Annotated in this window: 15 protein-coding genes; 14 read left to right on the plus strand and 1 reads right to left on the minus strand. The window is 33.5% G+C overall.

What is annotated here, in order from left to right; all coding sequences use genetic code 11:
• The first annotated feature begins 236 nt into the window (after positions 1–236).
• From F9279_RS02375 to F9279_RS02440, 14 genes are all read left to right on the plus strand, one after another.
• Complete coding sequence (locus F9279_RS02375; protein WP_152111042.1) at positions 237–935, plus strand: GTP pyrophosphokinase family protein; 699 nt, start codon at positions 237–239, stop codon at positions 933–935.
• A 194-nt stretch (positions 936–1,129) separates the two neighbouring features.
• On the plus strand, positions 1,130–2,272 hold the full coding sequence (locus F9279_RS02380; protein WP_152111043.1) for a DEAD/DEAH box helicase: 1,143 nt from the start codon (positions 1,130–1,132) through the stop codon (positions 2,270–2,272).
• A gap of 227 nt (positions 2,273–2,499) precedes the next feature.
• On the plus strand, positions 2,500–2,736 hold the full coding sequence (locus tag F9279_RS02385) for a hypothetical protein (protein WP_152111044.1): 237 nt from the start codon (positions 2,500–2,502) through the stop codon (positions 2,734–2,736).
• Between the two features lie 44 nt (positions 2,737–2,780).
• Positions 2,781–3,914: a GerAB/ArcD/ProY family transporter gene (locus tag F9279_RS02390; RefSeq protein WP_152111045.1), complete on the plus strand. Its 1,134-nt coding sequence runs from the start codon at positions 2,781–2,783 to the stop codon at positions 3,912–3,914.
• 28 nt (positions 3,915–3,942) lie between these two features.
• Positions 3,943–5,049 carry a GerAB/ArcD/ProY family transporter gene (locus F9279_RS02395; protein ID WP_152111046.1) on the plus strand — a complete coding sequence of 369 codons (1,107 nt, stop codon included), beginning with the start codon at positions 3,943–3,945 and terminating at the stop codon, positions 5,047–5,049.
• A gap of 3 nt (positions 5,050–5,052) precedes the next feature.
• Positions 5,053–6,648 (plus strand): spore germination protein, encoded by a 1,596-nt coding sequence (locus F9279_RS02400; protein ID WP_152111047.1) that lies wholly within the window; start codon positions 5,053–5,055, stop codon positions 6,646–6,648.
• Positions 6,645–7,838: a Ger(x)C family spore germination protein gene (locus tag F9279_RS02405; protein WP_152111048.1), complete on the plus strand. Its 1,194-nt coding sequence runs from the start codon at positions 6,645–6,647 to the stop codon at positions 7,836–7,838. The genes F9279_RS02400 and F9279_RS02405 overlap by 4 nt, the downstream gene beginning before the upstream one ends.
• 224 nt (positions 7,839–8,062) lie before the next feature.
• The gene (locus F9279_RS02410) at positions 8,063–8,413 is read left to right on the plus strand and encodes a flagellar basal body rod protein (RefSeq protein ID WP_152111049.1); all 351 of its coding nucleotides are present in this window, start codon (positions 8,063–8,065) and stop codon (positions 8,411–8,413) included.
• Between the two features lie 16 nt (positions 8,414–8,429).
• Complete coding sequence (locus F9279_RS02415) at positions 8,430–9,080, plus strand: PspA/IM30 family protein (protein WP_152111050.1); 651 nt, start codon at positions 8,430–8,432, stop codon at positions 9,078–9,080.
• A 148-nt stretch (positions 9,081–9,228) separates the two neighbouring features.
• Positions 9,229–9,966: a cell wall-active antibiotics response protein LiaF gene (gene liaF, locus F9279_RS02420; RefSeq protein WP_152111051.1), complete on the plus strand. Its 738-nt coding sequence runs from the start codon at positions 9,229–9,231 to the stop codon at positions 9,964–9,966.
• Positions 9,963–11,006: a sensor histidine kinase gene (locus F9279_RS02425; RefSeq protein WP_152111052.1), complete on the plus strand. Its 1,044-nt coding sequence runs from the start codon at positions 9,963–9,965 to the stop codon at positions 11,004–11,006. The genes liaF and F9279_RS02425 overlap by 4 nt, the downstream gene beginning before the upstream one ends.
• Positions 11,003–11,635: a response regulator gene (locus F9279_RS02430; protein ID WP_152111053.1), complete on the plus strand. Its 633-nt coding sequence runs from the start codon at positions 11,003–11,005 to the stop codon at positions 11,633–11,635. Before F9279_RS02425 ends, F9279_RS02430 begins: the two co-directional genes overlap by 4 nt.
• A 205-nt stretch (positions 11,636–11,840) precedes the next feature.
• Positions 11,841–13,166, plus strand: a complete 1,326-nt coding sequence (locus F9279_RS02435) for a polysaccharide biosynthesis protein (protein ID WP_152111054.1) — start codon at positions 11,841–11,843, stop codon at positions 13,164–13,166.
• Between the two features lie 80 nt (positions 13,167–13,246).
• Positions 13,247–13,801: an RNA polymerase sigma factor gene (locus F9279_RS02440; RefSeq protein ID WP_152111055.1), complete on the plus strand. Its 555-nt coding sequence runs from the start codon at positions 13,247–13,249 to the stop codon at positions 13,799–13,801.
• A gap of 56 nt (positions 13,802–13,857) precedes the next feature.
• Here the strand turns inward: F9279_RS02440 and F9279_RS02445 are convergent, their stop codons facing one another.
• Positions 13,858–14,106 (minus strand): hypothetical protein, encoded by a 249-nt coding sequence (locus tag F9279_RS02445; protein WP_152111056.1) that lies wholly within the window; start codon positions 14,104–14,106, stop codon positions 13,858–13,860.
• Positions 14,107–14,218: the final 112 nt, after the last annotated feature.

Consider the following 14,218-nt stretch of genomic DNA (forward strand, 5'->3'; position numbering starts at 1 on the left):
ACCGGTCATTTTTGTATAAAATAAAAGTAGATTCGGTGCCTTTAACCTTTGAACAGTTCGATTTATATAAAAAAATGGCTTCGTATGCTAATTGATAATCCGTAAAAAATGAAAAGAGCACTACAAAAAAGGTGGATGTTAATTTGAAGACTATTGATCAGATAATAGAATTTTTAAAGAGTATCGGAGTAGATGCAGAAAAGGTTTATAAGAATCCAAAGGAGACTTATCAGTAAATGGATAGCTTAACACATATAAAAAAATATGTAGAAAATAATGACTTCGATTTAGAGGAATTTTCATACGAAATAAATGAATGGAAAAATAATTTAATTATCTATCGCTTTGCCTTAGAAGAGATAAATACTAAGCTAAAAATATTAAATGAAGAATTTCAATTCATCCATAATCACAATCCTATTGAGCATATTAAATCAAGAATTAAAGACCCTAGGGGAATAATGGAAAAGCTTAGCCGAAAGGGCCTTGATATTACTGTAGAGAATGCGAAGAAGCATATTCATGACATTGCTGGAGTTCGTATCACATGCTCCTTTATTTCTGATATATATGAGATATACCAATTATTAGAGAAACAAGATGATATTACGGTTATTAATGTAAAAGATTATATAAAAAATCCAAAACCAAATGGATACAAAAGCTTGCATTTAATTATTCGCACACCCGTCTATTTAAGTACGGGTATGGAAGAGGTTTTTGTTGAAATACAAATAAGAACCATTGCTATGGATTTTTGGGCAAGCTTAGAGCACAAGATTTATTATAAGTTTGATAAAGGGGTACCATCCCATCTATTAGACGAGTTAAAAGAAGCTGCAGATGCAGCTCATGAATTAGATATTAAAATGAAAAAAATAAAAGATAGAGTAGATATTTATCAAACAGTTGGTCATGATCAAACCTTAATATAAAGCATATAAAATCTGGTTGTTTTTAGAGTTGCTTCCACATTTACTGCGGATTGTGGAGCAGAACTTTAAGCGCACCAGATTTTTATTGCTTTTCTGATAGATTACATATCTATTTTTTAGTGAATAATTTATAATAAGAAGATAATTTTTGGGAAGCTGTTACTGTCCATATAAAAGGAGAAGATATATTAGAAATGCAATTAATACAATCATTAAAACCTTTCATACAACAAAATTGGGAAAAATCAGGCTTTAAAAACATAACATCTATTCAAGAGAAAACAATTCCTCCCTTGCTAGAAGGAAAGGATGTTATTGCAGAATCACCTACAGGTACGGGAAAAACGTTAGCTTATTTATTACCATTACTAAATAAGATGGATACGGAGTCTAAAAGTATACAGGCTATTTGTTTAGCATCCTCTCAAGAGCTAGTAATGCAAATATTATCAGAAGTGCAAAAATGGGGAGAAGGCAGTGGTATCCGTGCAGCATCTTTTATCGGTGGTGCTAATGTGAAGAGACAGCTGGAAAAATTAAAGAAACACCCACACTTAGTTATATGCACTCCAGGTAGAGCATTAGAGTTAATAAAACAAAAGAAATTAAAAATGCATGAAGTAAAAACAGTTGTTTTGGACGAGGCAGATCAATTATTAGTAGCAGAGCATCTAGACTCTGTAAAGCAAATAATTAAATCAACATTGAAGGATCGTCAAGTTGTTCTATTTTCTGCCACTTTAACACAGAGAACAGAACAATTAGCAGAAGAGCTAGTTCAAGAAGCGGAAATTATTCGAGTGAAAAAAGATGAAACAATTGATTCAAAAGAAGTAAATCATATCTATTTCCAAGCAGAATACAGAGATAAAGTAAAATTATTAGAGCCAATTTCTCGTCTGGAGAAAGCGAAAATTCTTGTATTTGTAAAGGACATCGGAAATTTAACTGTCGTACAGGAAAAATTAGGCTATAAAAATATTCAGTCAAGCATGCTTCATTCTGATCTGAATAAGATGGAAAGACAAAAATCTTTAAGAAATTTTCGCTCTGGAAAAACGAATATGTTGTTGGCAACAGATGTTGCAGCTAGAGGTCTTGACATAGCTAATATTACACATGTTGTTCATTATGACCTTGCAACAAATCAAACACAATATATCCATCGTTCCGGTCGAACGGGCCGATTTGGAGCAGAGGGCTTAGTTATTAGCTTAGTAACACAAAGAGAAGAAAGAGAGCTTAAGCAGTTAGCAAAGGAGCTTAAGATTTCTGTAGCAAGAAAAAGCTTTTACCATGGGGAAATTGTAGATTATAAAGATAGATCTACTAATTAACATATTTTTAAAGGATCTCACTTGATTTTAAAGTAGTAAATGCTACTTCACTTCGAGTGAGGTCTTTTTTTTATAAAAAGACCTTTCAAGTTTAAATGATTTAAATGTAGTGGAAAGGGACATTTCCTTGACTCTTTCAAAGCTAATAAAAATTATACGAATAAAAAGCTGGCAAACTAAACAAGATAATAGCAAGAATTAACAATAATGATAAAAGGAAGGCTATTATGGTTACTTTTGCCTATATATTAATCTTTACATTAATGTCTGTTTTTACAGTGGTATTGGATTTTTTTGTTTTTCACCATGGTCCTATAAAATCGATTAAGAATATATATGAAGCGGAAGTAGGAGCTGGAGCTTTAACAATTGTCTTTACAGCTATTTTAGGATTTGTCTGGTCCGTTGTAGTTGATCTGCGTTTAAGGAAAAATAAGACACAGGCTAAGCAGAAGAAAGGTTGACTAACTTCTAGGAAAAAGAGCTTTTTAAAGGAAGTGTATACAGCATGAAGAAGGAAAACATTTCTCTGACACAACTAGCAGCGGTTGTTTTTAACTTTCAAATAGGGAGTAATGTTGCCATTGGTCTCGGGTTAAATGCAAAGGAGGATGCATGGATTGCACTTCTCATTTCCCTATTAATAGGAATAGGTATTACCTATTTTTTTATTTATATGACAACGCTTGCTCCCGGTAAGAATTTGTTTGAGATGTTTGAATACTGTTTTAATCGACCAATAGCAATTACCTTGAGTATGGTTTATGCCATCTATTTTTTTTACTATGCTTGTCGAATAATTAGAGACTTTGGAGAATTAATTGCAAGTACAGTACTCCCTTTAACACCAATTGAAGTTTCTACCGTTATGCTCGTCTTATTAATGGGATACATCTTATACATGGGATTAGAGGTTCTAGCAAGAACTGCTGAAATCTTTACACCTTATGGAATAGTGCTTAATGTGTTACTTTTTTTATTCTTATATGTAGGTAAAAGCTTAGATTACTCTAGCCTAAAGCCAATACTAGGAGAAGGACTAAAACCAATATGGGAGGTTATTTTTCCATATGAAATAGTTCGTCCATATGGTCAATTAATTGTATTAACTTATATTCTTAGCAGTGTTTCTAATGTGAAGTATAGTAAGAAATTAATCATATTAAGTGTTCTAGCATCTGGGCTATTATTATTTCTCACTTCCATCATGATTATTTTAGCATTAGGAAATGAAATTGCACTACGTTCTACCTTCCCGTTGCTAAGTGCTGCAAGACTAGTATCAATTGGTGACTTTATTCAAAGAATAGATGCGATTGTAGTATTCTGTATGATGCTAGGTACATTAGTAAAAAGCTGTATTTATATGTACGGTGGATTAAAGGCATTAGAATATACCTTTAAACTTTCTTTTCGATATTTTAGTATTCCGATGACCTGCATTGTAGCCATGTTCTCTGTGTTTATTAGTCGGAATTTTACAGAGCATCTAAACGAAGGGTTAATTTCCAACCCGTTTCTATTACATATACCTCTTCAATTTGGTATTCCAGTAGCAATGGTTTGTGTTATGTTACTAAAATTAGCGATGAAACAGAAGAAGAATGGAACAGTGGGTAGTGATTTGGAGCAAGAGGGCTAAAGTAATTCTGTAAAGGTGTGAAATGGGCATGTTAACAGAGAAATTGTCTTTAACACAAATATTTACAATGGTGATCAATTTCTTATTGGGTAGTTCGATTGTAGTAGGCATTGGGATGGGAGCAAAGCGAGATGCTTGGATAGCAGTTTTAATTGGAATGGTTCTCGGGTTACTTATTATGAGCTTTTATCTTTATCTCATGTCTTTACTTCCAGGGAAAAACCTTTTTGAAATATTTGAGTATTGCTTCTCAAGGAAAGTGGCTATTGTCTTTACATTATTATACTCTACTTATTTTTTCTATATTGCATGCAGAGTAGTTAGAGACTTTGGGGAGTTAATTTCTATTGCAATATTACCTATAACGCCAATAGAATTTACTAATTTTCTTCTCTTAATCGTCATTGGATATATTTTGTATACCGGGATTGAAGTGTTGGGACGTACTTCAGAAATTTTTACTCCCTATACTTTTGTTTTTATTCTACTTTTATTCATCCTGCTTTATGGCGGAGAAAAAATAGATTTAAATAAAATACAACCTATCCTAGTTGATTACAAGCCAGTTGTACATGCAGTAATACCCTCCATGTTAGCATTTCCTTTTGGAGAGTTAATTGCTTTTACCGTTGTGTTAACTAATACCTCCAATTTTAAGATGAGTAAGAGAATAAGTATGATCGGTGTTGCAGTAGCAAGTCTAATATTAATGGCATCTGTTTTTCTAATTATGACTTCCTTAGGAGAGACAACTGCCGATCGAACGACCTTTCCACTACTAAGTGCGGCGAGATTAATAAATATTGGGGAACTTATTGAAAGAACAGATGCTCTGATTGTCTTTATCATGATGTTAGGGATCTTAATCAAGAGCTCTGTGTTCCTATATGGCTGTCTTAAGGGGATTGAATATATTTTTAAAATTCCATATCGTTATTTTGCTATGCCATTTGCTTGTCTTACTGCCATCTTTTCTATCTTTATTTCTTTGGATTTTTCAGATCATTTAGTGGAAGGATTACAAGTTGATCTCTTCTTATTACATATACCTTTGGAGTATGGAGTACCTATTCTAACGACATTTATCTTGTTAATAAAGAAATGGAATAAGAAAACAACATGGATTGGAGGGTAAAGGATGAACTTGTTTAAAAAGATACTGTCTATAAATAGTAAAAAAGAGATTCCCTCAAATACAATACCTGAGAAACCAAAGGAAATAAATTTGAATGCTATCACTTTTGAAGGGTTAAAGCTAGAGATTACAAAAGCATTTGGTCATACTTCAGACTTGCAAACAGATGTTATTCGATTAGGGAGAAGTGAGGGATGCATCTTTTATTTAGAAACTGTAATTAATACAGAAATGTTAAAGGAAATGTTAGGAACTACCCTGCAAAATAATGCAGATAGTGACATAGTCATTGAAACGGTTGAGGATCTACAACTCCTGAGTCAAAGAAGCTTTGGAGTATCTGGCTACCGATTAATTGATTGTGTGAAAGACATTATTACTTCTATACTAGAAGGTCGGATTGTCATAGTGTTTAGAGGAGTAGGGCAAGCTCTGAGTTTAAGCTATATTAACAGTGAAGGGCGATCTGTAACAGAACCAACTACACAAACAGTAGTACGTGGCCCAAAGGATTCTTTTGTAGAGGATGCCTCTACGAATATTAACTTAGTAAGAAAGCGGATAAGAAATCAAAATCTGCGTTTTGAGAAGTTTATGATAGGAAATGAAACAAGAACAAATGTCTATTTAGGATATATGCATTCTATAGCGAATGAGAAAATATTAGAAGAAGTGCGAACACGTCTAAAGAATATCGATATCTCAGCAATTTTCGAATCATCTAATATTGAAGAACTAATTGCAGATAAAAGCTTAACCGTATTCCCATTAGCAATCAATACAGAGCGACCAGATGGTGTGGCTACTTATTTAATGGACGGAAAAATGGTTATTATTATTGATGGTTCTCCATTTGTTTTAGTTGTTCCAGCAGTATTGACTGATTTTTTTACATCACCAGAGGACAATTACCAAAATTACTTCATGAGTACTTTTGTACGCTTGATTCGCTATTTAAGTTTTATGATCGGGTTAATCATGCCTTCTGCTTATGTGGGAGTTTTGACATTTCACCCAGAGCTCTTGCCTACTACCCTCCTGTTAAGTGTTATTGCCCAGAGGGAGGATGTTCCTTTTCCTGCTGTTGTGGAAGTGTTACTGATGGAAGTAACCTTTGAAATATTAAGAGAAGCGGGAGTAAGAATGCCTCGAGCAGTTGGGCAAACCGTTTCTATTGTGGGTGCATTAGTTATCGGACAAGCAGCTGCAGAAGCAGGGATTATTTCCAATATCATGGTTATCATTGTAGCCATTACTGCCATTGCTAATTTTGTATTTCCTAACTATAACTTTGCAAATGCTTCTAGACTTATCCGTTTTGTATTAATTATTGTAGCTTCCGTTATTGGGTTATATGGCGTTTTATTGGTATTAGTATTCATGGTTGCTCATTTAAGTTCCTTACGTTCCTTTGGTGTACCATATTTAGCTCCAGTTGCACCATTTATTTTAGAGGATCAAAAGGATGTATTTATTCGTTCTCCTATATGGGCCATTAATAAACGACCATCCTATTTAAGTCCAAATAAAACTAATAAACAAAAACCACAAGGCTCTCCATCCCCTCCCCAACCAGATGATAAGGGGAAGAATAAATGAGAAAAATAGGAGTGGTTATAAGCATACTATTTTTATTGCTATTAACAGGATGCTGGGACAGAAAAGAGCTATCAGATATTAAAATTGTATCAGGTATGGCGATTGATAAAGGGAAAGATGCAAAGTTTAAAGTAACAGTAGAAGCGTTGAATGCAGTTGAGCTTAGTACACAAACAGCAAGTGGAAATGCTCCAACAGTTGTGGAATCTATTGAAGGTAACTCCGTTTCAGAAATCACGCACCAGTTTAATGAATATTTAGCACAACTTCTAGTATTTTCTCATATGAAAGTACTGGTCATCAGTGAAGAGATAGCTACTAAAGGTATGTTGGATTTTATTGATTATTTGGAAAGAAATCGAGAAATGCGTGATGATTTTAATATAATCATTGCAAGAGAAGGGAAAGCAGCAGATATTTTAAAAGTTACTACTCATTTTAAGAAGGCCTCCTCTTTAAAGCTATCTCCTCAATTGAATCAATTATTACAGGACTGGGGTGGTGATCCAGGAGTGCGAATTAATGATTTTATTGATGAACTAGCACTTGAAGGGAAAGAACCTGTTTTAGCTACCGTAAAGTTAAAGGGAGATGTGAAAAAAGGGAAAAGCATGGAGAATATTATGAGTGTAACTCCAGACGCGCTTGTTGTTGTAGACTCTTTAGGTATTTTCAAAGACGAAAAATTAGTAGGTTTTTTACCATTAGAGGATGCAAGAAATTACTTATGGATTCAAAATAAACTAAAGCAAACATCCTTATCACTTACTTGTAAGAAAGATGATTATAGCTCCATAAGATTAACAGATTCACAAACAGATATTAAAGCGAAGTGGAAAGACGATAAACCGTATTTTGATATAAAAATAAAAGCAGAAGGCTACCTAGAAGGAACACAATGTTATAAAGATATTGATGAGATAGGATCCATTGAAAGTTATGAAAAGGGAATAAACAAAACATTTTCTAAAGCTATAGAGGATACTGTGAAAAAAGTGCAAAAAGAATATGGTACAGACATTTTTGGTTTTGGAGAAATGCTAAGAAGACAAGATTATGATGCCTTTATGAAGGTGAAGGACGAATGGAACCAAACCTTTACGGAGGCCGAAGTGAACGTGAATCTTGATTTCATTGTGAGAAGATCAGGCATACGCTCTAAAAGCTTTTTGACCGATTTAGAAAAATAGTTTGTTTTTATTAACTGAATAATAAGTTCACCCATAAATAACTATTTTGTTTATTCCATTTAAAGTGGACATATGAGAAGACCCAATGTGGTCTTTTTATTTTTATTCCAAAAAGGATGATGAATATCTAAGACTAAAGTTGTATAAGAAAATCAAGCTAAGGCATGTTATGAAAAAATCAAAGGAAAGGTAACATAGTAGATAAGAAGGGAGCGATAAACGAAATGAAAAAATTTGGTTTATTTTTAATAGGGGCAGTAGCTACCATCATCTTATTATCACAAATTGGTCCAATGATTGGGTTGGTTATCAGTGCCGCGGTTCTATATTTTGCTTATAAGCAATTCGCAAAAGCTACGAGTAAAGGAGCTAAGTTTTGGTGGGGAGTTGCAGGCGTTATTATGCTTGTCATCACTGCAAGTAATCTACCAGCTATTATTGGTGTAGTAGCAGCCTATGTTTTATATCTTGTTATGAAGAAATGGAACAATAACAAACAAGTAGTGGTAAAAACGCAACATACAGATGATCCATTTGTAAACTTTGAAAATCAATGGTCTAAATTAACGAAATAAAAGGAGAGAAATAAGAATGGCAAATTTATTAGAAAGAATGAAAACAACTATTTTAGCAGATCTAAATCAGTTATTAGATAAGAAAGAAGACAAAAATCCCATTGCATTACTAAACCAATATTTAAGAGAATGTGAAAAAGAAACAGATAAAGTAAAGGAACTTGTAGATCGTCAGTACAAATTGCAAGAAGAATTTACGAAAGAACAACAACAAGCACAACAAATGGCAAATAAGAGAAAAGTTCAAGTGGAAATGGCTGAGAAAGCTGGAGAAGAAGAGTTAAAATCCTATGCATCATTAGAGCTAGCTCATTATGAAGAGAGAACGGCACGTCTAAGTGAAACGTTAGTAACCATTAATCAGCAATTACATGATTTAGAAAAGAAATACATGGATATGCTGCATAAACTAAAAGACATGAAGTTACGCCAAATGGAGTTAATGGCAAAGGAAAATGTAACAAGAGCGAATTATAAAATGAATAAGGTGTTTGATGAACAAGCAGCAAACCCTACAAATCCAGCACGCTTTAGCGAGATGGAAGACTATATAGAAAAATTAGAGAATAAGATTAATGCGAAATACTATAAGCATACAATGGATGAAAAGCTAGCTGCATTAGAAAAAAACATGCTGAAAAAAGAAGAAGATTCCATAAGTTTATAGAAAAGTGGTATCCTAAAAAGGCGTAGTATATTTACGCCTTTTTAAACAGAAGATGATAAAAATAAAATCGCTTATAATAAGATAATAAAAGATAGAGATAAAAGAAATAGCCTACAGAAAAAACAGTAAGAAGGGAGAGTGAGGGTCTATGTTTCAAAGATTTAAGGGCCAATATACACATTGGGTTCTTATTATTGGAGGAATTCTTTTACTTTTAGAACTCTTTGTATTTAATCCAGGCTTAATCTTTTCTCTTCTTGTGTCTGTTGGGATGATCTATGTATCAAAAAGATCATTAAAAGGGCTATTTGGCAAATTTTCATTTTGGTTAGGAATACTTATCCTATCCATAAGTGTTTTGAATATGTTTACCTTTAAGTTTTTCTTATTTAGTGTACTGCTCTATTTTCTTATGCAGTTGATGCAAAATAAGAAGGCTACAGAAATAATAAAACCATTCATTAAAAGCAAGAATTCTACTGATGGGCTGGAAGAACCTATCATAAAAAAACAAGTTCTTTTTACAAATGCTATTTATAATCGAAACAATACACCTGACCATGTATATGAATGGGATGATATTAACATTCAATGTGGTCTGAATAACACGAAAATTGATCTAAGCTATACGGTTCTTCCTGAAGGAGAAACAGTCATATGGATAAGAAATATAATTGGAGATGTAAAATTATATATACCTTATGATATGGAAGTAAGTATTAATCATTCTACGATATTCGGTTCTTATCGTATTCTAGGGCATGCTGATAACCATCTAGTTAACCACAATGTTACGGTGAAAACACCTGATTATAATAAGGCAAACACCAGAGTGAAGATTGTTACCTCCTTTGTTGTTGGGAAGCTCGAGGTGAAAAGAATATGAGTATCATTACTCGACAGATTATTTGGGGAGTAGGTACCTCCTTTTTGTTTTTTCTATTCTTTTCTATAAGTTATTTAACAATCTTCCCCCCAACAGAGTGGAGTGAACTCTGGGAACAAGAATTAATGGGCATACCATTTGCCCTTTTTGTTAGTAGTGTAAATCTTGGTATTGGAATTATGGTTGGGTTCTTTTCTGGGTATGTGTGGAAAAGACAGCTAAGTGCTTTAGATGAAAGAATACATAGCTTAGATCCGTTAGAGCCATCGACTAATTATCCTTCTAGTAGTACAGAGGAGTTAGTTCAGCTAGAATATGCCATTAATCACATTCAAAGGCAGTTATTAGAGCAGACGAAGCTTTCACAAAAGTTAGTGAATGAAAAGGCAGAGGATCAAGAAAAGCAGCTACAAAATGTTATTATTGCAGAACGAAATAGACTGGCTAGAGAATTACATGACTCTGTTAGTCAGCAATTATTTGCAGCATCTATGTTATTATCAGCCATTAATGAAACAAGACCTTTATCAGATGATCGAGAAACGAAGCAATTGCAGCTAGTGGAAGAAACCATACAACAATCACAATTAGAAATGAGAGCGTTATTGCTTCATCTTAGACCAGTAGCATTAAAAGGAAAATCCTTAAAAATCGGGATTATGGATTTGCTAACAGAATTAAAGCAAAAAGTAACGTTAGAAATTGTTTGGAAGTTAGAGGACCTCCAATTAGACAAAGGAATGGAAGATCATCTTTTTCGTATTCTGCAAGAGTCCGTATCTAACACGCTAAGACATGCTAAGGCAGAACAATTAGAAGTACAGTTAATAGAAAGAGAAGCCTTTATCATTTTAAGAGTGATTGATAATGGAGTTGGATTTAATGTTGATGTGAGAAAAACTGGATCTTATGGCTTGCAAAATATGTATGAAAGAGCAGCTGAAATTGGCGGACAATTAAAAATTGTTAGTTTAGAGAAGCAAGGAACTCGCTTAGAAGTAAAAGTACCAATACTGGAAAGAGAAGAGGAGCAAGCATGATTAGAGTGTTGTTTGTTGATGACCATGAAATGGTTCGGATTGGAGTATCATCCTATCTTTCTGCACAACAGGATATTGAAGTGGTAGGAGAAGCAGAAAACGGAAAAGTAGCAATAGAGTTAGCACTGGAATTAAGACCTGATATCATTCTAATGGACCTTGTGATGGATGAAATGGATGGAATTGAGGCGACCAAACAGATTATTGATTCTTGGCCAGAAGCAAAGATTATCATTGTCACAAGCTTTCTTGATGATGAGAAGGTATATCCAGCACTTCAGGCAGGAGCTACTAGCTATATGCTAAAAACATCCAAAGCAAGCGAGATAGCGAGCGCAGTCCGAAAAACATTCAGTGGTCATATTGTTCTTGAACCAGAAGTGACAGATAAAATGATGACAAAAATGCGAGAAAAGAAAATAACTCCTCTTCATGAAGACTTAACGGCAAGAGAGATGGAAATATTGCTGCTGATGACAGAAGGAAAGAGTAACCAGGAGATAGCAGATCATTTAATTATTGCTTTAAAAACAGTTAAAACACATGTAAGTAATATTTTAGGGAAATTACAAGTACAAGACCGAACACAAGCGGTCATCTATGCATTCAAACATTCTCTTGTTGAATAAATAAAAAGGTAAACAATCATGATTTTAGACCTAACTCACCCTTAATTAAACGTTTGATTAATTTTTCTTGGACTATCAGAAATGGAAAAAAGACAAACTAGAAAAATATTTTTCGGACTTGTCTCATAGAATGATAAGAGAAAAGGAAAATAAACACTATTCTTTTACTAGTATTGAGGTAGAAGAGTATTTGAGGGAGAGGTCCATGAGTTCATTTTATAAAGGTACATTGTTATTAATCGTGACAGCATTTTTCGGAGAATGCATTGAATTCCTTGTCAATATGGTAATGGCTAGAGAACTAGGAGAACATGGACTAGGTTTATATATGACTATTCTGCCAACCATTTTTCTTATTGTTCTATTGGCAAGCTTTGAATTACCCACTTCTATTTCCAAATTTATAGCAGAGAAAGATTCTAATTATCATGTAGGGATGCTACAGCAAGTGTTAAAGTGGACCATTATCTTTACCATTGTACTCACTATTATTGCATCAATTGTGATTCCTTTTATTCCGATGTTTAAAAGCTATCACCCACTATTAAAATGGATGGTTATTCTACTGTTACCAATCATATCTTTTACCTCCATTGCAAGAGGATACTTTATGGGAAAACAACAAATGGGGAAAATTGCTGTTTCTAACTTCTTGCGAAAAATTGTTCAACTAGGATTATTAGTCTTTTTATTTCAGTGGTTTTCATTCGATATTGAAACATCTGTCTTAATCGCTTTTTTTACTATTGTAGGAAGTGATATGGTTGTATTTTTATATTTAATGCATATGTTTTTTGTTCAATATCAGCGAATTAGAAAAGAAAAGAATACTATTTTAAGTGGAAAGGCTATTTGGAAGGATTTACTGTCTGTTTCTATTCCTACCACTGGTCTTCGAATCTTTCATGCTCTTACTCACGCAATACAACCGTTCTTGATTAAGGGAGCATTAGTGGCTTCAGGTATTTCTGCGGCAAATGCTACGGAGCAATTTGGGATGTTAGCTGGAATTGCATTTACGATAGGTTTTTTCCCTTCCTTTATTGCACATAGCTTTATGACTATGCTGATTCCAACTGTATCAAAAGCGTATGCACAGAGAGACTACACGAAATTGCAAAAGCTTTTGCAACAGGTAATGATTATAACACTAATATATGGTACTGTAGCTGTTGGTATTTTTTACTTTTATGCAGATTCCCTTACTATGACATTTTTTCATTCCACTCAGGCAGCAGCCATTGTACAGCTTCTATGGCCATATTTTCTATTACACTATTTTACTATTCCCATGCAAGCTTATTTAATTGGACTCGGTTTATTAAAGGATGCTGTTTTTCACAGTGTTTGGTCCACTATATTTTCCTATTCAGCCATTTATTATTTAGGCTCCCTAAGTGAGCTGCAGATGGGAGGAATAGCTATTGGAATGAATCTAGGAGCAGCTATATTAGCATCCTTACATTATTTAACTATTTGTAAAAAGATTGGATTTTCTATATGGCTTGTACCAGTTAATAAAATTTCATAAAAAATAAAAAAAACTGTAGGGATTCGATCAAAAGAAATCGTTTATTAAGTAGTGATGTAAAAAGGGGAAGGAGAATAGAAATGGAATCCCTATTAATTCAAGATAATCATTTAGAGCAAACAAATATATTTGAGCAAATGGTAAAAGAACATGGTAAATCTATTTATATATATGTATTATCCTTAGTAAAGCATAAAGAGCTGGCGGAGGATTTATATCAAGAAGTTTTAATTTCTGCTTATCTATCTTTTCCAACCTTTGAGGATTGTAAAAAGATAAAGAGTTGGTTATACAAAATAGCCATTAATAAATGTAGAGATTATTGGAGGAAAGAAAAAACTTCAAAGAAATTTTGGGAAGAATCCATCTATACGTATGCACGAGACACGTCGGTTTCTTTAGAGCCTGAGGAAACGCTTATTAGTCAATGTGATAAGGAAGAAATGATTGGAACATTAGAGGAACTTGCACCTATCTATAAGGAACCGCTATTACTCTTCTATTATCATAACCAAACATTGGTAGAAATAAGTGATCATACAAACACTCCACTTTCTACGGTAAAAACAAGAATGAAACGTGCAAAAGAGCAGCTAAAGCCAAAAGTAATCAGCAAAAAGATGATATCTATGTAAAAGGGAATATAATAGATTTTTATGCTCAAGATAAATGAGCATAAAAATCATGTCATCTATTGTTGGTTCAACTTCTCATTATAATAATTTACAGAGTACATAGCACCCTCATTAACCATATTATTGTCACCTATATCATCAGGAGCAGGATTTCCCGCTTTAGAAAGCAAGTCCTCGTCTGAATGAGAATGTAACTTATTTTTTAATTGGTGAATAACCTCCTTCCCTTTATTCGTAAAAAGAAGGAAACTACCTACACCAGCCCCGACAATAGCAAAAGTACGTACTGTGTTTTTTCCAAACATAAAAATCCCTCCTATAATAAATTAATTTCCTTACTATCTATTAATTACCCTTTCCCTTGTTTCCACAAACTTTATTCAGGGAATAATAAGAGAACAAATAAGTAAGTTAGGG

Origin of the sequence: Bacillus sp. B1-b2 (genome assembly GCF_009183415.1) — a bacterium.
GTDB lineage: Bacteria > Bacillota > Bacilli > Bacillales > Cytobacillaceae > Niallia.